General features: G+C 29.3%; 15 protein-coding genes and 1 tRNA gene. 7 read left to right on the forward strand and 9 right to left on the reverse strand.

Annotation, left to right across the window (positions count from 1 at the left end):
* Nucleotides 1-33: 33 nt before the first annotated feature.
* Nucleotides 34-110, reverse strand: a tRNA-Arg gene (locus ACW95P_RS02925).
* Between the two features lie 143 nt (nucleotides 111-253).
* Between ACW95P_RS02925 and rpmB the strand changes: the two genes are divergently transcribed.
* On the forward strand, nucleotides 254-448 hold the full coding sequence (gene rpmB, locus ACW95P_RS02930) for a 50S ribosomal protein L28 (protein WP_457961742.1): 195 nt from the start codon (nucleotides 254-256) through the stop codon (nucleotides 446-448).
* Between the two features lie 83 nt (nucleotides 449-531).
* Here rpmB and ACW95P_RS02935 read toward each other — a convergent pair whose 3' ends face one another.
* From ACW95P_RS02935 to ACW95P_RS02970, 8 genes are all read right to left on the reverse strand, one after another.
* Complete coding sequence (locus ACW95P_RS02935) at nucleotides 532-1,965, reverse strand: endonuclease/exonuclease/phosphatase family protein (protein WP_457961743.1); 1,434 nt, start codon at nucleotides 1,963-1,965, stop codon at nucleotides 532-534.
* A gap of 196 nt (nucleotides 1,966-2,161) precedes the next feature.
* Nucleotides 2,162-3,613, reverse strand: a complete 1,452-nt coding sequence (locus tag ACW95P_RS02940) for an endonuclease/exonuclease/phosphatase family protein (RefSeq protein WP_457961744.1) — start codon at nucleotides 3,611-3,613, stop codon at nucleotides 2,162-2,164.
* A gap of 188 nt (nucleotides 3,614-3,801) precedes the next feature.
* Entirely contained in the window at nucleotides 3,802-4,950 is a 1,149-nt protein-coding gene (locus ACW95P_RS02945; RefSeq protein WP_457961745.1) for an endonuclease/exonuclease/phosphatase family protein, read from the reverse strand.
* Nucleotides 4,951-5,053: 103 nt separating this feature from the next.
* Nucleotides 5,054-5,395 (reverse strand): 30S ribosome-binding factor RbfA, encoded by a 342-nt coding sequence (gene rbfA / locus ACW95P_RS02950; RefSeq protein WP_457961746.1) that lies wholly within the window; start codon nucleotides 5,393-5,395, stop codon nucleotides 5,054-5,056.
* 9 nt (nucleotides 5,396-5,404) lie between these two features.
* Nucleotides 5,405-7,210, reverse strand: a complete 1,806-nt coding sequence (infB, locus tag ACW95P_RS02955) for a translation initiation factor IF-2 (protein ID WP_457961747.1) — start codon at nucleotides 7,208-7,210, stop codon at nucleotides 5,405-5,407.
* Nucleotides 7,177-7,485: a YlxR family protein gene (locus tag ACW95P_RS02960; protein WP_457961748.1), complete on the reverse strand. Its 309-nt coding sequence runs from the start codon at nucleotides 7,483-7,485 to the stop codon at nucleotides 7,177-7,179. Before ACW95P_RS02960 ends, infB begins: the two co-directional genes overlap by 34 nt.
* Nucleotides 7,469-9,079 (reverse strand): transcription termination/antitermination protein NusA, encoded by a 1,611-nt coding sequence (nusA, locus tag ACW95P_RS02965; RefSeq protein WP_457961749.1) that lies wholly within the window; start codon nucleotides 9,077-9,079, stop codon nucleotides 7,469-7,471. The genes ACW95P_RS02960 and nusA overlap by 17 nt, the downstream gene beginning before the upstream one ends.
* 24 nt (nucleotides 9,080-9,103) lie before the next feature.
* Nucleotides 9,104-9,532 carry an LSm family protein gene (locus ACW95P_RS02970; RefSeq protein ID WP_457961750.1) on the reverse strand — a complete coding sequence of 143 codons (429 nt, stop codon included), beginning with the start codon at nucleotides 9,530-9,532 and terminating at the stop codon, nucleotides 9,104-9,106.
* 267 nt (nucleotides 9,533-9,799) lie between these two features.
* Between ACW95P_RS02970 and whiA the strand changes: the two genes are divergently transcribed.
* From whiA to ACW95P_RS03000, 6 genes are all read left to right on the forward strand, one after another.
* Nucleotides 9,800-10,651, forward strand: coding sequence for a DNA-binding protein WhiA (gene whiA, locus ACW95P_RS02975; RefSeq protein WP_457961751.1), 852 nt, complete (start codon nucleotides 9,800-9,802; stop codon nucleotides 10,649-10,651).
* Between the two features lie 579 nt (nucleotides 10,652-11,230).
* On the forward strand, nucleotides 11,231-11,743 hold the full coding sequence (locus ACW95P_RS02980) for a hypothetical protein (RefSeq protein WP_457961752.1): 513 nt from the start codon (nucleotides 11,231-11,233) through the stop codon (nucleotides 11,741-11,743).
* A 170-nt stretch (nucleotides 11,744-11,913) separates the two neighbouring features.
* Complete coding sequence (locus ACW95P_RS02985) at nucleotides 11,914-12,666, forward strand: hypothetical protein (RefSeq protein ID WP_457961753.1); 753 nt, start codon at nucleotides 11,914-11,916, stop codon at nucleotides 12,664-12,666.
* A gap of 65 nt (nucleotides 12,667-12,731) precedes the next feature.
* Nucleotides 12,732-17,717, forward strand: coding sequence for a fibronectin type III domain-containing protein (locus tag ACW95P_RS02990; protein ID WP_457961754.1), 4,986 nt, complete (start codon nucleotides 12,732-12,734; stop codon nucleotides 17,715-17,717).
* Nucleotides 17,718-18,136: 419 nt separating this feature from the next.
* The gene (locus tag ACW95P_RS02995) at nucleotides 18,137-18,949 is read left to right on the forward strand and encodes a hypothetical protein (protein ID WP_457961755.1); all 813 of its coding nucleotides are present in this window, start codon (nucleotides 18,137-18,139) and stop codon (nucleotides 18,947-18,949) included.
* A gap of 130 nt (nucleotides 18,950-19,079) precedes the next feature.
* Nucleotides 19,080-24,026, forward strand: a complete 4,947-nt coding sequence (locus ACW95P_RS03000; protein WP_457961756.1) for a hypothetical protein — start codon at nucleotides 19,080-19,082, stop codon at nucleotides 24,024-24,026.
* Nucleotides 24,027-24,153: the final 127 nt, after the last annotated feature.

Below are 24,153 nucleotides of genomic sequence, written 5' to 3' on the forward strand. Positions count from 1 at the left end.
ATGTGGTGCAAGCTAATTTTTGCATAAAAAAAATGGCGATCACGAGAGGATTCGAACCTCTGACCACAAGCTTAGAAGGCTCGTGCTCTATCCTGCTGAGCTACGCGACCACATAAAAAGTTAAATTAACTTTTTAGCCTCAATTATTTTAACACATTTTATATTTTTTTTACAAAATAATGTATAATTAACTAACTTATTAATAGAAAATCTATTTTTAAAGCATTTTTTAGTAAATTTCATAGGAGAAAATATGGCTAGAAGAGATGATTTAACAGGCAAAGGGTGAATGTCAGGTAACCGTCGTTCTCATGCTTTAAATGCAACTAAAAGAAAGTTCAATTTGAATTTACAAAAAGTTACAGTAATAGCTGAAAATGGTCAAAAAGTTACACTAAAAGTCACTGCTAAAACTGCTAAAACTTTAAGAAAATGAGGACAAATTTAATTTTCCTTTTTTCAGCTAATAAAAAATAAAATAATAACTTGCTAATAAAATATTAAGCAAGTTTTTTTATTATTTATTTTTATTTATTTTTGAGGTAATAATTCTACAAAAGTAAAAGTATGATCAGAAATTTTGCGTGGTGAATCAATAAAACTTGAATCAACTAATTCTGGATTTTTAACTAATTCAAAAATATCGCCTTTTTGAGCATTTTGAGTTGGCAATTGTCCTTTGTAAAACATTTTGTCATAAGGTGAAGCAAATTGTTTGCCAGCTTTTGTTGAAAGTGTTGTAGCATTTGCTTCACTTTCAGGAAACAATGATGTATAACCTGAACTAATTAGGGGTGCAAAAGCTTTTGCTTCATTACCTAATTTAATATTAGTATCACCCATATAAAATAATTCTTCGTTGGCACCATCTATTTGATCGAATCATTCCATCACTTCTTTTAAGCGTAAAGCTTCATTAACTTCTTGCAAACCTTGTCCCGGAAATCCATATTTAGTTGCATCAATATCATAAGCGCGTTTTTTTCGATGTGGTCCTGGAGCATCATTATGACTATAAACTACTGTAAAATCTTCGCCATTGGCAATAATTTTAAATTTTGCTCCAAATGGAGGGCGGACATAATCAATTTCTTGATCAGGTATAAAAGGGTTGGTTCAACGATTGTTTTCATAAAATAATCCTGCAGTTGAATAGCCTTCGAATGGAATTGGAGCCAAAAGTGTTTTTTGATATAAAATTGCAATTTGTTCACTTTGGCCTTGTGTTCCTGTTGTCGTTGTTGAAGGCGAGCTAATAAGTGCTTGTCAAATTTGTTCTTTTAATCCCTCATTTAACACTTCTAAAATTTTTTCAACACCACCAGGCTTTTTAACCTCAGTTAAACCAATTAGATTCATTTTTTGATTTTTAATAATGTTAGTGATTGCACTATATTTTGCAATATTTTTAGGTTCTGTTTTATCACCTAAATTAAAAACATTTCAATGACCAACTCTAATAGGTTCTAATTTTGCATTAGCAAGAGTTGTAGCTACTGAAGGATTTTGAACTTCGGTAGATTTTGGTTTTTCCTTTGGGATTGTTGTATTGGGAATTGAATCATTTTTAGGTTTGTTAATTTCATTTTTTAGAACATTTTTTTTCGAATCTTGTGAAACATTTGGCCTTTGCGGAATTGAATTAGCATTCATTAATTGATTACGCTCTATTTGATCTATTTTGCGATTTAAAAAATCTAATTGATTTTTTTGTTGGCGTAATTTAATCTCCAAGATATCTAATTGTTTTTGTAATGTTTTACTTTGTTCTTCTGTTGAATTAAGAAAATTAGAATTTGCGATACTCTCTATCCCTGTTTCATTAGAAATTTCTTTTTTTGCATTTTTACTTTGTTGAGAATTATTATTTTGATGCACTAAAAGCCCGCCAATTGCACCAAAAAAAATTGCAATTGCGCCAATCCCGCTAATTGCTAAATATTTAATTTTTTGTTTTTTTGTCACTAGACCTCTCTCCCTTTTTATTTATTTTTTATAACTTAAAAAAATTATAAAATTAAATTTTTAGATTTAGCTCAAAAAATTTAACAAAAATAAATAAAAGTTAAATTTTTTTATCATTTTTTATGTTTTTACTAATTTTTAATCTTTTGATAAAAAAAAAAAAAAAAACTTGCTAAATCTTTTAGCAAGTTAAAAATTATTTTTGAGAAATTAAGTCAACAAAAGTAAAAGTATGATCAGAAATATGTTCTCTAATTTTAGTAATTTGACCACTATCAACTAAATTTGGATCTTTAAAAAGTTCAAAAATATCACCTTTTTGAGCATTTTGAGTTGGCAATTGTCCTTTGTAAAACATTTTGTCATAAGGTGAAGCATATGCTTTTTCATGACCTGATAAGGTAGTTTTATTTGCTTCACTTTCAGGAAACAATGATGTATAACCTGAACTAATTAGGGGAGCAAAAGCTTTAGCTTCATTGCCTAATTTAATATTAGTATCACCCATATAAAATAATTCTTCGTTGTCGCCATCTATTTGATCGAATCATTCCATTACTTCTTTTAAGTGTAAAGCTTCATTAACTTCTTGTAAACCTTGTCCTGGAAATCCATGTTCAGTTGCATCAATATCATAAGCCCGTCCTTTTCGATGTGGTCCGGGAGCATCACTATGGCTGTAAACAACTGTAAAATCTTCGCCATTGGCAATAATTTTAAATTTCACTCCAAATGGTGGGCGTATGTAATCAATTTCTTGACCAGGAATAAATGGGTTTTGTCATTGATTATTTTCATAAAATAACCCAGCTGTTGCATAATTATCGAAAGGAATTGGTTCTAACAATGATTTTTGATATAAAATTGCAACTCGTTCACTTTGTCCTACAGAGCCAGTTTTTGTAGTAGATTTTTCACTAACAATAGCTTCTCAATCGGGTGTATCTAGATTTTGATTTAAAATTCCCAAAATTCTTTGAACTCCACCATTTTTTTGTACTTCAGTCAGTCCAATTAAATTCATTTTTTGATTTTTTATGATATTACCAATTGCACTATATTTGGCTAAATTTCGTGGTGCTGTTTTATCACTTAAATTTAAAACATTTCAATGCCCAATTCTAATCAGCGCCAATGTTGCGTCAGAAGTGTCATTAATTTGAGTTGGTGTTTTAGTTGTTTTATTAGTGATTACTTCTTTTGGTTTTGTTTCAGTTGCTAAAGATTCATTTAAACTATCTTTTTGAGATTTGGTTGGTTTTTTCTTACTTAAGTTTAACTCTTTTGATTTTGGTACTGAATTTGTTAATGATTGTGTAGATGTAGAATAGATTCCTAATAATTGATTTCTTTCTAGTTGATCAATTTTATGATTTAAATAATCCAATTCCTTTCGTTGCTGATAGATTTTTAAGTCTAAAGCATCTAATTGCCTTTGCATTTTTTTGGTATCTTTATCATCTGAATCAAGCGAAGATGAATTTCCCTCATTTTGCAATTGATTTTCACTAGCAATTTCTTTTTCAATATTCTTACTTTGCGATTGATTATTGCTCTGATGAATAAAATAACCAATTGCACCAGAAAAAATCGCAATTGCGCCAAGCCCGCTAATTGCTAAATATTTAATTTTTTGTTTTTTTGTCACTATACCTCTCCCCCCCCTTTTTATTTATTTTTTATACTTTAATCAAATTATAAATTTAAACTTTTAAATATATTTTTAAAATGGCAATAAAATTAATAAAAATTTAATTTTTGCTGTATTTTTTAAAACTTAAAGCTTTTTAAAGTTAAAAATAAAAAAACTTGCTAAAAAATTTAGCAAGCTCAAAATTATTTTTGTGGAATTAAATCAACAAAAGTTAAAGTATGATCAGAAATATTTCTCGCACTGGTAATTTGTGTTAAATCAACTAAATTTGGATTTTTAACAAATTCAAAAATGTCGCCTTTTTGAGCATTTTGAGTTGGTAATTGTCCTTTGTAAAACATTTTATCATAAGGTGAAGCATATGTTTTTTCACGACCTGATAAGGTGGTTTTATTTGCTTCACTTTCAGGGAACAATGATGTATAACCTGAACTAATTAGGGGCGCAAAAGCTTTTGCTTCATTACCTAATTTAATATTAGTATCACCCATATAAAATAATTCTTCGTTGGCACCATCTATTTGATCGAATCATTCCATCACTTCTTTTAAGTGTAAAGCTTCATTAACTTCTTGTAAACCTTGTCCTGGAAAACCTAATTTCCCTGCGGCAATATCATATGCTTTGCCTAGTTTGGATCCTGGTGAATCGTTATGACTATAAACAACTGTAAAATCCTCGCCATTGGCAATAATTTTAAATTTCACTCCAAATGGTGGGCGGACATAATCGATTACTTGATTATGAATAAAGGGATTAATTCAGCGGTTATTCTCATAAAATAATCCAATAGTTGTGTAATTATCAAAAGGAATAGGTTCTAATAAAGATTTTTGATATAAAATTGCCACATGCTCAGCTTGATTTTTAGTTCCTGTTATTGATGTTGATTTGGCGCTAACTATCGCTTCTCAATCTTGATTGGCATTATTTTTATTTAGTATATTTAAAATTTGACTTACACCACTAGGTTTTTGAATTTCAGTTAAGCCAATTAAATTTATTTTTTCATATTTAATGATATTGGCAATGGCGTTATATTTAGCAATTTGTTTTGGTTCTGTTTTATCCCCTAAATTTAAAACATTTCAATGTCCAATCCGAATGGGTTTGATTTCATTAACCGGGATATTTGAATTATTATTATTATTATTATTATTATTATTTACTGCATTAGGAAGTGGTTTATAAGGATCTTTAACTACTGGCTTTGCTTGTTGTTTGGCTATAAAGTGATAAATTAAATAACCTCCTGCAGCATTAATTGCTAATAAAAACATAATTCAAAAAATCCGTTTTAATCAAACATTTTGTTTTTTATTATTTTGCATTATTTATTCTCCTAAAAAATAATTTAACATAATTATGTAAAATTATAAAAAAATTTCAAAACAATTATTAAGTTTTGAAATTTAAACTAACAAATTAATGGAATTAATTTTCTTCTTCTTTAATTTTTTGAAAAATCTTTTCAAGTTTTTCAGTTTGTTTAGCAACTTCATCAATTTTAAAAATTAAGTTAGGAGTTTTGCGTTTGTCTCAATATTTAGATAATTCTGAACGAATAAACCCTTTGCTTCGAATTAAATATTCTAATGAACGAGATTCATGTGATAAAAATGAAACATACACAGTAGCAATTGAACCATCGCGAGTTAATTTAACATCTACTACAGTTGTTGGAGTAATGTTAACATTTTGAACATCTTCAGAGATGATTTTAGCTAGCAAGATTAATAAACGTTGTTCTAATTTTGCATGGGTGATTGAATTCATATTTTGATCCTATCCTTCAACTAAAACTTCTTCAAAAAATTTCAAAACATCATCCGGTTCAACATCATTAAATTTGCGGATGTGGCATCCGAATTCATGTCCATTTTTAACTTCGGCAACATCATTTTTTTGTATTTTTAATGAATCTAGCTTACCTTCGTGAATTTTCTTATTTTTTCTAAAAACTTGTACACTACATTTTGAACGCACCAAACCACTGTTAACAACGCATCCAGCAATATTTCCAACTTTAGAGTAAAAAAATACTTGTAATACAGTTGCTTCACCAATTAATTTGCTTTCGTATTTTGGAGCTTTCATGCCTTTAATCATCGCTTCAATTTCTTCAATAATTTTGTAAATAATATTGTAGCTTCGTACATCAACTTTTTGTTCTTTAGCAAATTGCATAATTGAATCAGAAACTTTTAAGTTAAAACTATAAATAATGGCATTTGAAGCTGAAGCTAATAAAATATCAGCTTTAGAAACTTCTCCGGGTGATGAGTGAATTACATTAACAACAGCATCTTCGTTTTGTAATTTAGATAGTGAATTTTTAATTGCTTCACTTACTCCCGAAACATCAGCTTTAATGATAATGTTAATTACTTTAACATCACTTTCTGTTTGAAAACTATTTTTTAATTTTAATACATCTTGTTTATCTTGGAAAGCTTTTTCTTCAGCTAATTCTTTTGCAAATTTTTCATCTAAAAATCCAAAAAACTTATCTCCAGCTTCAGGTAAATAATTTAACCCTGTAATTACAACCGGAGTTCCTGGCTCAGCTTTTTCAACACGCTGTCCAGTAGTTGATTCCATAGTTCGAATTTTTCCATATTTTGAACCAGCAACAATAAAGTCACGCTCATATAATGTTCCGTTTTGAACGATAATTGTCGCCAATGCTCCACGCCCTTTGTCCATTTTAGCTTCAATTACAAAGCCGATTGGATAACGATTTTTGTTAGCTTTTAATTCCATCATTTCAGCTTGCAAAGTAATTGCAGTTAATAAATCTTCAATTCCTTTACCAGTTAAAGCAGAACCATAAACAAATTGGATATCACCTCCTCATTCTTCACTAACGATGTCATATCCAGATAAATCAGATTTTACCCGTTCAGGATCTTTATTAACTTTATCCATTTTGTTTACAAATACAATCACAGGCACTTCAGCAGCTTTGGCATGATTAATTGCTTCAATCGTTTGGGGCATTACACCATCATCTGCTGCAACTACTAAAATAATAATATCAGTAATTTTAGCTCCTCGTGCTCGCATACCAGTAAAGGCTTCATGCCCTGGAGTGTCTAAAAATGTAATTAATTTATTTTTGTGACTTACTTGGTAAGCTCCAGTATGTTGCGTTATTCCGCCGGCTTCAGAGCTAGCAACGTTTGATTTACGAATTTTATCTAATAAACTAGTTTTACCATGGTCAACATGTCCCATGATAGTAATAATTGGTGGACGTCACTCTAAATCTTTTTTGTCATCAACAATGACAATTTTTTCCATAAAATTAGCAGCATTAATTTCATTTTCTTTTTGAAAGTCATAGCCAAATTCTAAACATAATTCAGCAATTTCTTCTTCGCCTAGAGTGTGGTTTAAATTAAACATTTTGCCTCGTTTAAAAAAATGCCCCACAATTTCAGAAGCTGATTTATTCATTTTTTGCGCTACTTCGGAAATTGTCATTTGCTTTGAGAAAATAAATACTCCGTTTTTTAATTCTGTTTTAACAGAAGTAAGTTGTGATTTAATTTCATTTACATCTCATTTTCTACTTTTGTTTTTAGCCATTTGTACACCTCTTCTTTTAATTCTAGATAAACTTCGTGATCAATTTTTTGCTTAAATGCCCGATTTAATAATTTTTTTTGAAACAATTTTTCTAAGACTTGGAGTTCATTGGTAACATAGGCGCCGCGTCCTAAAATTTGGTGCTCAACATCAAAGTGAATTGCTCCATTTGCAAGTCTGACAAACCGCAACATTTGTGTTGTTGGTTTGATTTCGTTAGTAACAATGCATTTTCGAGTTATTACTTTAGGTGATGTCTTAATCTCAGTCTTCATCATCAATTTCTAAATCATTTAAACCAGCATAAGAAGCTAAATCATTATCGAATTTAAAGTTTTTAATATCATTAGCAACTTTTTTAATAATTTTTTCATCATCAGCAGTGATTGTTGTAGTTTCAACATGAGATGCATTAATTTTTTCCGCTTCTTCTGCTGCAACTTCATTTAGATGATCTTCAATAATTTTATCAACATCAATTACATTTTGATCAAATTCAACTACACTAGCATTTTCATCTTCAACTTGCTCATTTGATTCAACATTAATTCGGTAATCGGCAATTTCATCATCAAATTCTGATAAATCGATATTAGCATTTCAATTTTTAAAGTTATTAGTTGTTTTGTTAGTGTTATCAGTTTGTTCTGGTTTTTGTTGATTTTGTGAGCGGTAGCTTCATCTTTCTCCTGCTTCGATTTTAGCGACTTCTTCAGGGGTTACATTTCCATTTCATAAAATCTCAATTCCTTTTTCATTCGCTTGATCAACCGAAATAATATCTAAACGTACTTTTGTTAGCTCTGAAGCTAATGAAGCATTAATTCCCTTTTTACCAATTGCAACTGTATTTTGAATATTGGGAACTACAACTATATAACTTTCTTTTCCGCGAACGCTTTTATTGAAATTAATAGAAACTACTTTAGCTGGCGATAAAGATTCAGCAATATATTCATATAAGTCATCACTTCAACGGAAAATATCAATTCTTTCACCATTTAATGCTTCTTGAATTGTAGCAATTCGTTTTCCTTCTTTTCCAATAATTGAACCCAATTCTTGAATTCCGCTATCAGAATTTTCAGCTAAACGCACTGCTGCTTTTGAACGTACTCCAGGAATTCGAGCAACACCCATTACTTCAATTTCGCCAGTAGAAATTTCAGGGATTGAACGTTCTAAGGCCTTTTTTAATAAATAAATTGATGAATTAGACAAAATAATTTGAGCATCACGAGTTTCTAATACCACATCTTCAATGTAGACATCAATTCATTTGTTTAATTTAGGTTCTAAATTACGGTTAGTTAATTGGCTAGGCATTACTCCAATTGCACCATCTTCTAATTCGAAAATATACCCATTACGATTGTGAGAAATATATTTAGCTCGAACAATTTCACCTTTTAATGGTAAGTATTTGTCATAAACTGATTGACGTACAATTTCAACAATTTTTTGCTTAAAAGTTTGTGAAATAACGTTATGAATCGATCCTGGTAATGAATTCAATGTAAATTCTTTTACAAAAACATCACCTTCTTGTAATTTGGGATCAATTTCTTTCGCAACTGTTTCACCAACTAAAACATTGGCTAGTAATGGATCTTGTTCTTGATATTCTTCATCAGTTACTACAATTGCATTTTCGTTAAATAATTTAAAAACCTTAGCATCGTGATCAATTTTAACAACAATTTCAGCATCAGCATCAATTTTTTTATGAAATGCTTTAATAATAGCGTTGGTAAAAATTTCTTCAACTAATTTGTAATCAATTTTTCGAATTCTAGCAATATCTTCCATGCTAGAAAAAATAATTTGATTGATATTATCGCTGTTAATTTCTTTTTTAGTTGTACTCATATTTAACTCCTTAATAATTATTTATTATAAATCTGTATAAATTTCTAAATTTTGAATATTTGTTATTGGGATGGAATAAATTTTCAGTCTGCCTTTGTAATTTAATACAAGACTTAATTCATTAGCTGTTACACTTTTCAAAACACCAACCAACTGCTGTTGCTGATCAATTTTAGTGTACAAGGTAACTAAAATTTTGCGTTCTAAAAATTTATGAGCCTCTGTAAAGCTAAATTGTGGTGAAGAACCATGGGAATAAACATCTAAAAAATATTGTTTGTCAGTTTCGTAATTTTGATCCAAAAAATCTGAGATTAATCTTGTAACTGATTCAACAGCATCCATTGAAGTTAAATTAACTTCAATCCTCAAAAAATCTTGTCCTAATTCTTTTTCAAAAAATACTTTGTTAATTTCAGAAAATTGAGCTTTTAAACGTTGTTCAATATTCAATACACACCTCTTTTAAGGAAATCCTTATTTTAAATTTACTTTAAATAATGGAAAAGAGTTGCACCGCAACTCTTTTGAATTATTCAAGACATTTATGTTCAAATAATTTTACCATTTTTTTAAATATTTAAAACATTATTTTTTTAAATTTATTGCATTGGTTAATTGTTAAAATGATTTTTGCATTATTTATTATTTGTGATTCAAATTTAACTAATACTATGAAAGTAATAAAAACAAGTTAATAAGTTGTAAAATAATAAAACTATGGAAACTAAAAATTATAATGTTTCATTTGCACATGAAATTAAATTAGAAGTTTTAAAAAATAAAATGTCAAATTCAGAATTGCAAGAATTTTTAAAAGGTGTAATTTTTGCTAATTCTCATTTTCAAAATGAAGACTCTATTATTTTACGAATTAGTGATGCACAAATTTCAACATTACTAAAACAATTTTTTCATAAAGCTAAAATTCCATTTAATAATCATGGAAAAAATAAAAATTGATTTTCAATTGCTTTTCAGTACCTAGACCTTGATAAGGCGATTACCTTACCACGTTATTTTTTTGCTGGAGTATTTGTTGGTAGCGGTTCAATTGTTCCACTTTATTCAGCCTCATATCATTTACAAATTAGCACTTGATATGAATCGATTGTAAATTTAATGCAAACTAAATTACAAAAGCATTTTAAATTTAATGTAATCAAACGTGATGATCGCTTTGTTTTATATTTAAAAAAAGCTGAAAGTATTTCTGATTTTTTGAAATCGATTGGAGCTATAAAATCATTCTATAAATTTGAAGATGAAAAAATTCACCGTGATATTAGCAATTCTAGTAATCGTCAATGATCGCTTGATTTTCGTAACCAAGAACGTTTAGTAGAGGCTTCACAGTTTCATATTGAAAATTTTAATTTAGTTAAAAAACATAAATTAGAACATTTATTTAAAAAAGAGCAATTGGAGTTTTATGCTTTAAAAAAAGAAAACCCTTTTACTTCATTATCGGAACTAGTAATTTTGTTAGAAAAGAAAAAAGGAATTAAAAAAACTAAGTCATGTTTAAACCATTGATTAATTAAACTCAGAAAAGTAACAGAAAACATTTAAATTAAGTCCTAATTAGTTAGAAATAAAAAAATTTTACTTAAAACGCCGATTTTTTGATTAATCAATATTGCAAATTAAAATTTAATGCTATTTGCTTACTTAAAACTATAAATTTTGTAAAAAATTTACTGTTTTTTTAGAAAAAATTACAGAAATTTTACAGAAAATTTAATTTCTGTAAAAAATACTGTAAAAAGCTGTAAAAAAGCAGTTATTTTTTGAAAAAAAATGCTTTTTTTTATTAAAAAAATAACTATTTAAAGTTATTTTCTGTAATTTCTGAATTTCTTTTGTTTAAATTCTGTAATCAGTTGCTGTTTTTTTGTTTGTTTTTTGCTATAATTCTTTTTACAAAAGTATTTTTGTTTAATTTTTACATTTTTTATGGGCTTATTCACAATTTAAATAACAAATTAATTTTGAAAATAATAATTAGCACTTGAAAAATTCATAAAAAATATTTTTGTAGTTTATATTAACTAAGAAACATAAATTCGATTAATATTGTTTCGCTTAAAAATTTAAATTTCATTTTTAAAATATTTAATTTATATTTTATTTCAACATTAAGGAGAAAGCATGGCAGCAAGAAAATTTTATTGTTCAGAAGTTGTAAATCCAGAAACAAATAAATTAGAATACAACTTAAAAGAAGCAAAAGACAAAAAAGTTTTAAAATTTAAAACACAAAGAGAAGCTATTAGACATATCAAAAATTTAAAAATTGATGCAATCGTATGATTTAGACAACATGGAAGATTTGTTAGTTTGATTAAAACATCTCAAGATTCAAAATACGAAAATACAGATGAAATTGAAATTGTTAAAATTCAACCTAAAAAAGCTTCAGAGTCAATGACAAAAACAGATGAAATTTTAACTAAAGACCTAGATGAAGCAGACAACTTATTTGCTGAAGAAGAGTTAGTTGTAGTTGAAAAAGAAGAACCAACTGCAGTTAGAGAATTGGCACCTGGATTTTTTGAATCAGAAAAGCAAGAAAAATACACACTAATTGGGGCAATGGTAGTTTTTGCATTACTAGTTCTTTTAGTTATCCTAATTATTTTTGCAGCATTTTCATCAATTTAATTTATTTAGGATATTTATAATTTAATTAATTAGAACTTAATTAGAGTGCAAAGCACAATTCATAGTGCTTAATTTAAAAATGAATTTTTAAATATTTAAATTAGCAAAACATTTATTGAATTTATAGTAATAAATTCAAAATATATATAACCTAGTCAAAGGAGAAAGAAATGACTAAAAAATCAAAACTGCTATTACTTGGCGGGATTGTAGTTAGTTCATTGCTGGTTGCTGCAATTGGTGTAACTTCTGCGGTTATTGATAAAAACAACAAAGCCTATAATCAAGGTGTTGCTGTTGAAGTTAATAAACCTTCATTAGAATTTACTAAAGTGCCAGTTAACTACCCAGCATCTGTTGATAAAATCAATAAAATAACTGCAAATTCAGCTACATTTCAGTTAAAAGACTTAACTGCTTATAATCAAGTTTTTGTTCGTTCAGGTAGTCTCAGAACCGCAAAGGTCAAAGTTAATAATGGAAAAGCAGAAGTAACATTAAATTCATTGCAAGCAGATAGTGAAATTGAGTATGCTGTAGTTGGTGTTTCTGCAAATGGTAATGAAACAACAATTTCAAATGGTAAATTAAGAACACCTGCTGGAGTATATTTGAAAGAAATTAATATTGGTATGAATGATGTTTCATTAAAATTTAGCGGCTTAGAAAATGGTTTTGGCGGGGACTTCATGGCAGGTTTTAGCATTATTTATAGAGTTAAAAACATCTTGAACCCAGAAGCAAAATATGCAAGAAATCCAATCCAAAAGTTCAAAGGTTTATATAATGCAAATGGCGGCGATAATGATTTAACTATTAAATTAAATAATTTATCACCAAATGTCGAATATGAGTATCAATTTGTAAGTAATGATAGAACAATTTTTGCGGGAGAATTTAAAACCTTACCATTAGTTAAATAATTAAGCAAAATATTGTTGTTTAATTTTAAACTATATAAGGTTTTACTAAATACAAGGAGAAATTTATGAGTAATTTAAAAGATAAGAAAATACTTTTAGGTATTGCCGGTTTAACTCTTACAGGTGTAGCGGTTGTAGGTTCGTTATTAGGGGCGGAAGCTTTACGTAATGATATTTTAGAAAGACAATTACAAGCGCTAAAAGACGGAAGAAAAGCAAGTGTTAACTTACTTGAATCTGAAAAAATTTCAGCAAAATCAGGTGTTTCAGTTGATGAAAATCTTTCTTATACATCACCTCAAGAAGTAAAAATTGTTTTTAATATTCCAAATGAGTTAACCGGAAAAACACTTACACTTTTCTACCAAGAATTCGACATTAAAAAACCACAAAGCATTGTTTTAACAACTCAAAAAGCTGCAACCAATATCGGAACAACAAAAGTATCATTTTTAATTAAAAATTTACCATCAAGCAATGAAATTTACCAATACCAATTAATGGATAATTCTGCACCACAAGCTGATCAAATTATTTACTTTTCACAATTTAAAACTGAAACATTACCTGAGTTAAGTGCTGAAGGTGTATACCGTGGTGCTAATGTAAATATTAGTAAATTAAATGATTATCAATCTCGTTCATTAGAATTAAGAGCGGTTGAAAGATCTGAATACTTAACAAAAGGGATGTTAGCTTTTAAAGATTCTTTACTTTTACAAAAATTAAATGTTAAAGAGGGTGAAGATGAAATTAAAAATCTTTGATTCAAACCTGTAGGTGAAGGTGTTTTAAAAGATAATACCGAATATTCATTAATGCTTTTAGATAAAAACGGATTATTACCAGTTATTGCTAGTCCAGTTACATTCACAACAAAAGTAAATAATGTTATAACAACTGCAAGTAGAGTTAAAACTAGAGAAGCTGAGATTAATTTACAAAACTTGCTACCATATCAAGGCAAAAAACTTGTAGTTGTTTATGCTCCTTTGGATAACAAAGACACAATCTTTTTAACAAATGGATTGCTAGCAAATTTTAAAAAAGAAATTCAAGTTCCAACCTTTGAAGATCCTCAAAAAGCTGATCTTACATTAGTATTAAATAATTTAGAACCAAATCAAAACTATAAACTACAAATTTATGCTTTATTAGACAAAGAACTAACTGATCCATTTTTGGCTGAACCAGTATGATTCAAAACTAAAGCACAACCAGTTGTAGAGTCGGTTGTTGAAGGGTTACCAAATCCAGGTTTAGAGGCTCATGCTGCCCACATTAAAATTTCTGATGTTAGTGAATATACATTAACTGATTTAAAATTAAAATATAAACCACAAAGCGATACAACACCTTGAAAAGATATAACTGATGAAGTAGCAGTTAATGTTGAACAAGGTGAAGCTTTTGCTGCTTCAACAATTAAAAATTTAAAAGCTAATACAACTTATACTTACCAATTATTTTGAACTCCAGCCACAACATCGACAACAACTTCTGTTGCAGGAACTACACCAGCACCAGTGGATACAACTGCCTTGGCATTATTTAATGGAGATCAAAGATTTACAACTAAAGCTGGATTTACAAAATCAAGTTTAAATATTAATGTTCCTTTAGGTAATGATGGTAAAACAACAGCAACAGTTGATATTAAATCAGCAGACTTAGCACAATACTATATTGAAAATAGTGGAAATTCAATTGAATTCCGTTATGGTGAAGCTAAAGCTGATAGTACTGATGCTGAAGGGAAAAGTGTCCCACAATTTATTAATTTTACAGATCATTCAAGTTCAGATTTTCAAACTGTAACAACTAAAATTATTAAAAAAACTGATGGAACATTTGCATTAGAAAAAGCTTTTACATTAACATTGTCAGCAAATAAAAAATATGAATATGCAATTTTTGTGGGACCTAATAAGATTGCTTCAAATCTTGTAACCCCAGAATTCTTATTATCAAGAGAAGATGTAACTACAACTGTAGCTCCATTAGATAAAAAAGCAATTTTATATACAAATGCTCTTAAATCATATGCTGGCTTAAAATATAGAGTTGCAGTTAAAGAATCTGCAGCCCAAGCTGATGTTGCTCCAACAGTATTTGGAAGCGGAACAGTAGCTGAGGATGGTATTGTTACTGCAACACTTGGTGAAGGTTCTTCATTATTAAAACCTTCAACAAGTTATAAATATGATATTGTAATGATTCAAGGTGATCAAGAAGTTGTTATTAACAATGGAACATTTACAACTAAAGCAAATGCATTTGGTGCTTTATCAATCCCGGCAACAAGTGTTTACCCAACATCATTAACAGTAACAGTGCCAGCAACTTCAACATTACTAGAAACTAGTTTAAAATTAGTTGTTGTGTATCGACCAAAAGGTTCAACAGATGCTTGAATAGTTTCACCAAATTCACAAACAGTATCTGCAAGTACTACAAATTTTATTGTTAACAAATTAACACCTGTTAAAGAATATGAATTTAATGTTGCCTTAGAAGGCGCACCACAACACGTCTTAGCAGAAAGTGTGTTTGCAACAACTAAAAATAATGTGGTTGTAACAACATCAGAGCCTCAACAACGTGGGTTCACAATTAATTTTGCTGAAATTAATGAATATAAAGCAAAAACATTAACAGTAAAAGTATGAAAAGCAACTGACAAAAAAGATGCTTTAAAAAACAATTTACCAACAAATAGTTCAGAAGTTTTATTTACTAAAACATTAACAATTAAAACTGAAAATGATATAACAGTTGCAGATCCTGTTGTTGTAACTAATATTGATCCCCAAGAAACATATGTTGTACAATTATTTGATGGTAATCATGCTGTGTCTGTCTTGCAATTACAAGAAACATTACCACAAGTAAAAGTTGCTAAAATTAATAGATATTTAAATGCAGCTAACATCTTCTTTACTGATTTACAAACAATTGAGAATAAAGAATCAGAATTAAAAGTGGTAGTTGCTAAAGGAACTACAGATAACTTTTCACCAACTTCTAATTCAGCAAACCTTAAAGAATTTGCTTTTAAAGTTGTTGATAATAAAAATGAACAACAATTATTAGTTTCAGGATTGGAAAAAAATACTGACTACGTTGTACAATTATTTAAAAAATCAGATACTAGAAATACAAATCCATTAATTACAACTTCATTAACAGTTTCGGGAGCACGTAAGTTTAAAACATTAGAAGCAACAGAACTTCCTGAAGTATCAGTTGTTGCCGTTGGACATGCAACAGCAACAATTAAAGTTTCTAAATTAGCAGATTTCAAAGGACAAAAATTAGTATTTAAATACCGTCCAAACTTCTGACAATGAACAAATCAAAGAGAGTTTGAATTTACTGTTCCAACAGAAATGCCAACACCGGCACCAGCACCAACAGCAGCCGGAACATCGACATCATCAACTGGAACAGGAACATCAAGTGGAACTGCCCCAGCAACTGCAGCAGTAGCAACCGAAATTTTTGTAAAATTTGCACTAAGTAATTTAGGGCCATTGGACAAAAATCGTGCTGATACACAAACATGATTCTATGAAATTTATGTTGATGTTGATGGTAACAAAGATAAAGTTAAATTATTAGGTGATGCAACTTCAACCGATTTAGAATCAAATAAATTTATTTCATCTGCTTCAAAACCTGGTGTGCACCAATTTACAACAATGGCAAATCCAAGATTGGCACCAGAAACAGTTAAGGTGGCTACTACAGAAGCTAAAATGAAATTTAGATTCCCAGGCAGAACATCATCTACTACTTCACAAAAATTTTATGTTAAAGCCTTTCCTAAACCTGCTGGAGCGGATCAAATTAATTGAAAATCAAATGATGGTTCAGTAGTATCGGCTAAAGTTGATGTTACAGATAATACATTAAAAGAATTTACATTAAACACAACTAGCGGTTCAACAACGACAGATAATAGTTTAAAACCAAGTACAGATTATTTATTCCAACTATTTTTAGAAGGCTCAGATGAACCCTTATTAGTCGAAGCTGGAGAATTTAAAACATTACCTTCACTTAATGTTGTAACTAAATATCTAACTAATACAACATGAAACTTATTATTAGAAAATGCTCATCAATACGCTGGCAAAACACTTGTTGTTGAATTAGAAAAAGAAACTACAACATCAGGCACAACTAGTTGAACAGCTGTCGCAGATAAAAAAGAGACATTGACAATTCAAGCTAATACAAATGCAAAAAGTAACTATAATGTACCAGTATTATTTACAGGCTTAGATCCTAATACAAAATACAGAGTTAAGGTAAGCTTAAAAGATACTGATTTAGCTTCGGTAAACTTAAGTTCAAAACAACTAGAAGGAAAAACAGAGAAAAACATAGCTGTGGCATTCCATGCTGCATCTACTAATTCACTTGATGGAGTAGAACTAATCTTATCTGGCGAAAGTTTAGCAGCTTTAAAAAATGTTCCTTTAACTATGTATTACAAAGTTGGTACAACAAAATCAGAATTAAATCAAATTGATAGTACATTTGGAAAAATTGATTTTACAATTCCTTCTGATTTCACAGAAACTAATTTTAAATTGCCGGAAAATATGAAAATTGGTGAATCAGGCGATTATTGAGTATATTTATTAAGAAATAATAGCAAAGATGCTAATTTACTAGGTAACCCTTCACCTTATACTAAAATTGTTAACAAAACATTAGATGTAAAAGGTGGAGAAGTAAAAAGTGGTAAAACATTAAATGAAATATTACCTTCATATATTACAGATAAAACTAAATTAGAAGAAATTCTTAATAATTTTACAGTTGATGGCTACACAGTGTCGTTTGCTTCAAAAGAAGAAGGTGGAGTTTTTGTAGCTGATGATAATGCGGGAACATTAATTTATATGTTAAAAATGGTACCTACAGCTTCAACTTCAGAGACTGATTCAAGTAGTTCTAAACCAATTTTACTTATCATGCCACTAACAGGTATGAAAAAAGAAACTTCTACTACACCAGCACCAGCAACTACAACTTCATAATTTTCTATACAAAATTATTTATCAATAAAAAAACAAGTTTAATGCTTGTTTTTTTATTTTAGGAATTTTCATAACTAAAAATGCCAGTAATTTTCAAGTGTTATAAAATCTCAAAAAACTTCAATTTTTAGCAAAAAAACTTTAAAAAAGCTGTAAATTAGAAAAGTTTTTCTTTGTTAGAACTTGTTATTTTTTTAAGTTATTTAAAATATTTTTGGTATAATTTTTTAAAAAATATTTTTATTAAATTTTTTTATAAAAGATTATGCAAAAGTTACAAACATTTTTTGTTGTTAATTTTTTAGTGATGTAAAAATTAACAAAATGTTTCTAAGTCTTTTTAGAAGAAAAGCTTGGAATTTCTTTCGAGCACTTTTATGTTTTTAAAAAAGTTTTAACAAAACTTTAAGGAGTAGATTATGACTAAAAAATCTCTATTATTGGTTTCCTTAGGAACTATAGCAACACTTGGTCTTGTTGGTGGTATTATCGGTACTTCTGTAGCAATTTCAAATAACAAAGCGGCTAATGCAGTAAAAACTGATCCAAATTCATACCATATTGGTAAATTAAATGAAATTAAAGAAATTAAGGGTGTAACTCCTGTTAATCCTAAGTATCCTTTTAGTTTTCAACCAATCCCAAATAGCTTTAATGTTAAAGTTACTTTCAAGGGTTTAGCAAATGAAAAAACTTATACTTTAAAATATGAATTAGTTTCAACATTAGATGATAATAAAAAACCAGCAGACATCGTATCAAATTCAAGCAAAAATGGCGAAGCAACTTTTACAATTCCTGATTTTAAATTTGGAAGCGATAACAATTATGCATACACCCTTTTTGAAGAAACCGCAACAGCAGATGGTGCTAAAGAAAATAAAGAAGTAGCTAAAGGTACTGATTTAGCATTCGCAAGTGATAAACCAGTTGTTAGTGCTATTGCAGGTGTAAACAATGTACAATTTAAAATCAAAAATATTACAACATATGCTGGCATTCCTGGTGTAAAACTACAATTAGAATACCGTCGTAAATTAGCTAATAATAATGATAATTGAAATATGGTTGTAGGTCCCTTTGATCTTTCATCTTCGCAAGATATTTTCGAATGAAAATTAGTAACTAATTTATCAGCAGGAACTGAATATGAATACCGTTTAACTAGATTTGATACTAAAATAGAAATTACTAAAGGTGATTTTACTACATTAACACAAAGCAGAAGCTAATACCATTGAGATCAACATAACAATTTAAATAATAAAAATTGGTATAATTGCATAAAATTTAAATAAAAATATTTATTACTTTGTTAGAAACAAAAATTATTAAAAAAGAGAAATCTTTAAGGAGAATCAAATGAATAATAAAAAATTACTAGTTGGTCTTGGTGGTGGTTCGATAGCGTTGTTATCAGTGGCGATGGCTGGAGCAATCATTGGTGGTTCATTTTTAAGAAAAAATCGTTTAGATCAATTAAAAGCAGCGGAAGAAAAAAGAGAAGCTGGTTTAGTTGAATATAATAACTTAGCAAAAACCACAAAAGTATATTACCAACAGCCACAGTCAGTTTTAGCTCCGGAGATTGCTAGACTTACTTTTTCAATTCCAAATGAATTATCAGGACGTAATTTAACTTTAAAGTATAAAAATGCAAATGCAACAGGAGATCAATATAAATCAATTACAACTTATGTGGCTGATTCTGATATAGCAACTGATGTGTCATTTGTTTTACGTAATTTAACTTCAAATGTTGTTTATGAATACAAGATTGAAGCAGCTGGATCAACATCACAAACAGCTACAACAACTGTTTTTGAATCGCGTTTTTTAACCCCATTTAAACCTTCTGTTGTTTCAGAAAATAAATTAGGTGGAGCAAGAATTACTGTTTCAGGTTTATACAGTTACCTAGGAAGAACATTACATATTAAAGCTGTGCCTGCGGATCAATTTCAACCCGAAAGAGCATTTGAGCAATTTCAAAACACTTTCTATGTAGCAACATTTGGTACACCACCACAAAATACCGATCAAGCTAATCCAACTTCGAGCTTTGACTTTATTCCAACTGCAAAAATGCAACCTAACAAAGTTTATTACTACATGATTTTTGATAACAATGGTGTAGTGCCATTGTTAGATTTAGCTAACCCACCATTTTTAACTACATTAGCAACTGATTATCAAGAGCCAACAGCAGTTGGATATTATGATAATGCTATCGTTACTTTAAAAGGCATCGCTAACAAAGGTGGAACAAAATTAAAATTAGGTTATCAAAAAGTTGATACTGATTCAACGATTTTTGATGCTAAAAAAGCTCAATTTATAAATGCAACTGTACCTTCTGAAGGTGATGAATTTGAAATTTTATTGCAAGATTTAAAACCAAATAGCAATTATAAATATGCTTTTTATTCAATTGATGACGAAGATAACAAATACCCATTATTTACTGATGGACGTATTAATCGAACAAAAGATTTAGGTTTTAAAACTAATGCTCTTGTAAAAATGAGCTACAACCTAGAAGACAAGTTAACAGTTTGAGCACAATCACAACCAGTAGTCGAAGCACGTGCTACAAAAATTACTTTTGAAGGTTTAAAAGATTATAGTGACGCTGCAAAATTTGTTGTAAAGATATTACCTAAATCACAAAACGATTGAACAAAAGCAATTATGCCGGTTGAATGAGCCGCTGCAACCTCAACTAGTGGAGCTACTGCAAGCACACCAGCAGATGGATATACTGCTTTGTTTTTAGGATTAACTCCAAATACTGATTACAAAGTACAAATTTTTGCGCCTAATGGAACAACGGTAGTGATTAAGGATAGCCATTTAAAAGAATTTAAAACTTTAATTGGATTAACCAAAGAAGATTTTTCAATTACGCCAAAAAATTTAGGAGTAGATGGACAAGCTAAAGTTGTTTTAAAATTTAAAGCTTCTCAAAATGCTGAAGTTTGAAAACCGTTGTACCGTCAAGATGACACAACCCCATCTACAACCCCAACTAATCAATTAAAATTACGTGTATTTGAAGTTGTTTCGCCAGAAGAAGTTTTAAACTGAAAACAAACTGCAACAAAAGAAAAAGAGATTAGTGTTACTTTCAAAGCGGGTGTAGATGGAGCAGCAGATACTTACGAAGTAACTGATCAGGAAATAGAAGGTTTAAAAGAAGGAACCTTATATAAAGCGGCTTTATTTTTAAAAAACACAGATTTTGCACCAATTTCAGAAGAAATTACTTTTAGATCAAATTACAAAATTCAACAACAAAATTTAGCAACAAGCACTAAAGTATTGTTTAATTTATCGGAATTAAATACTTATATTGGTAAAGAATTACACTATACATTAACACAAAAAAGTAGTGCAACTTCAGCGGTGAAAGTTGCTGAAGGTAAATTTACTCCGGTTGCCAACCAAACTCAACAATTAGTTTTTGAAAAGTTTGAAGATGACAAGCATGTAGAACCAGGAACAGAATATGAATTAAAAGTTTTCATTGCAAATCCTGATTATGTTGAACCAACACCACCAGCTGCAGATGCAACTGCCGCAGCATCAGCAACACCTACCCCTACTAAGGATTTTGAATTATTAAAGGCATCTTCAGCAACATCTGATAGTGCAATTTTCATGCGGCCAATTGATAATTACACTAACCCAACTTCATTCTTATTAGAAGTTACTAGTGCTAAACCACTTTATTTAAAAGATGTTTCAGTGGCTTATCGTAAAGCGGGAACAGAAGCGTGAACATTTTTAAATCAAGGAATTTCTGAATCAAAAGATAAATTTCAAGCACCTGTTTTTGGTGTAGAACCAAAAACTGAATATGAAGTTAATTTAGTATGAAATGTTAATACAGCAGTTACCTTATTAGATCAAAATGTAAAAGTCACAACTAAAGCTTTTGTGACATTAACTCAATCAGAATTAGGACAAGTATCTGCTTTTGTGGCAGGAACTAAATTAAATACTTTTCCAAATCAAAATTTAATTTTAAAATGATGAGAAATACCTAATGCAACTGTTTCAGACGAAGAAAAAGCAGCATTACCAACCCAAACTTCAACGGGAGCAACTGAATTAGCGGTTCCTAAAGATGTTACCGATACAAAATCATTAGGTGTAATGCTAACTGGATTGTATCCAAATAAAAACTATGCTTATCAATTGTTTAATGGTTCACAGCCTGTTAGTGAAATGGGTGTGCTAACAACCGAAAAACAATTAGAAGTTTTAACAAATCAAACAGAGTCATTTACTTCAGCTTTTAAAGTAACTTTAGGTAATGCTGATAAATTACCAAAAGTTAAGGATGATCAATACATTTTTGTAGTTAGAAAAAAAACAGATACTGATTTTAAAAATAATGTTGTTAAATATTGAAAATTTAATAAATCACAAGTAACAGGTGAAACTCTTGATGTATTGATTTATGGTTTAGATGATGCAACTTCTAAAGAATATACATTTAATGTTTTTGCTGAATCTGATGCAGAATATGCAACACCATTAATGACACCTAAAAATCCTGAACAACTAAATGTTAATTTATTAAGTAATACAGATGTGCCAAAATTAAAAGTAGAAACTACTTCAGATACTGGTGCCTTATTTGAATTTACTCAATTAGGAAAATTCATTGGTAAAAAACTTGTTATTAAATACCGTACGCAATTCTGAAATGAAAATGAAGTTAAAGATGTAGAATTGAAAAAAACTGAAGTTATTACCGGAACTAGTTTAAATTACCAATTAACTGATTTAACACCAAACACCAAATATTGATATGAAGTGTTTGTAGATGTTAATGGTGATACAGATCATGTAACTTTATTACAAACTTTCCAAGATGCAGCAGCGGAACGAAAATGATTTGAAACTAAATCTAAAGTAGCATTGAAAAAAGGTACAGAGTTTGTTCTTGCTAAAACCGCTAAGTTTGATTTATTAAAATTAAAACAATACAAAGAAAAATCGCTTGTTTTAAAAGCTGTTCCAGCTCCAACATCAGGTGAAGCTAACTTTAAAGGTGAAGGAGTAGTTACTACACAACCAGTTAAAATTACTGCTGATGATGATACAACTACACAAAGTTTTAATTTCGCTAATTTAAAACCAAACACTCAATATGTATTCCAAGCATTTGTTAGTGGTTTAGATCAACCTTTATTAGAAAATAATGGTAGTTTTACAACTAGAGGAGAAATTCGGGGAACAGTTGGTGATTTATCAGCAACCCGTCTAAGAGTTTTAATTAGTGGTTTAGATACTTATGTAGGGGTTAAATTAAAATTAGAAGTTTATGAACATGGAACTGATGGTACAAAACCAACCACAGCAACTAAAACAGTAGAAATTAACGTTCAAAACAAAGATGTTGTTTTAGGAACTAATTCAATTGTTCCTGTTGTGCTTGAAAAATTACAACCAGGAAGAAAATATAGTTTTGAAATTAAAGCTGAAGATACTAATGCTTCATCTACTACAACATCAACTAATTTATTTGTTGATCCTGCATTTAGTGCAACAACATTTAAAAATGCTGTTAAATTATTTGCACTTGCAAAAGGAGCTAATCCTCAAGAAACAAGCCCAGCAGCACCAACAACAACTGCCCTAGCAACTACTACAATAGCGGTGCAATTTGCATTAAAAGATTTTGCTGATTTAAAAGGCAAAGAAGTTACTTTAAAATGAAAAGATAAAACAGATTCAAAATCTAATGAGTTAAAAGATTCATATGAAATTCAAAATTCAGTTACTTTTACAGTGCCAACAACAAATGAAGCATTCTTTGTAATTTCGGAATTAGATAAAAAATTAGAAACTGGAAAAACTTATGAATTTGTTTTAGAAACAAATAGTGATTCAAAAGTATTTACAAAAGTTGATAGTTTATTAAATTCCGGAACATTAGTTGAAGTAGTTGGAACTAAATTAAAATTAACTGACCCATCAGAAAAAACTCTAACACCAACATTTAATAAAGTTGGAACACTAGCTTCATCACTTACTACAAAAGCAAAATTTGATGAAAAATATACTGTAACAGAAACACAAAATAGTTGAACTGTTGAAGTACAAGATAATAAAGAAGAAACTACTTCTGCCCCAGCTGTTAAAGCATTTATTGCTAATGACAAAGAAGGAATTTTATACGTACTAGTGCATGCAAAACAAGATGATGTAACGCTTGAATACTGATACAAACTAACAGGATTCAAAAAAGATAGTCCTACACCAACTCCGCCAGCACCGGCTACTCCAACAACTTAATTAAAAAATAATTATTAATAATTTAATTGTTTGTAGTTTTAGTAAATAAATTCAAAACCACTTACTCAAAAGTGGTTTTTTTAAAAAGTTTTTAACAAAGAAACATAAAAAATATTCTCTTTTTTTC

This window comes from Mycoplasma pogonae, assembly GCF_054170725.1.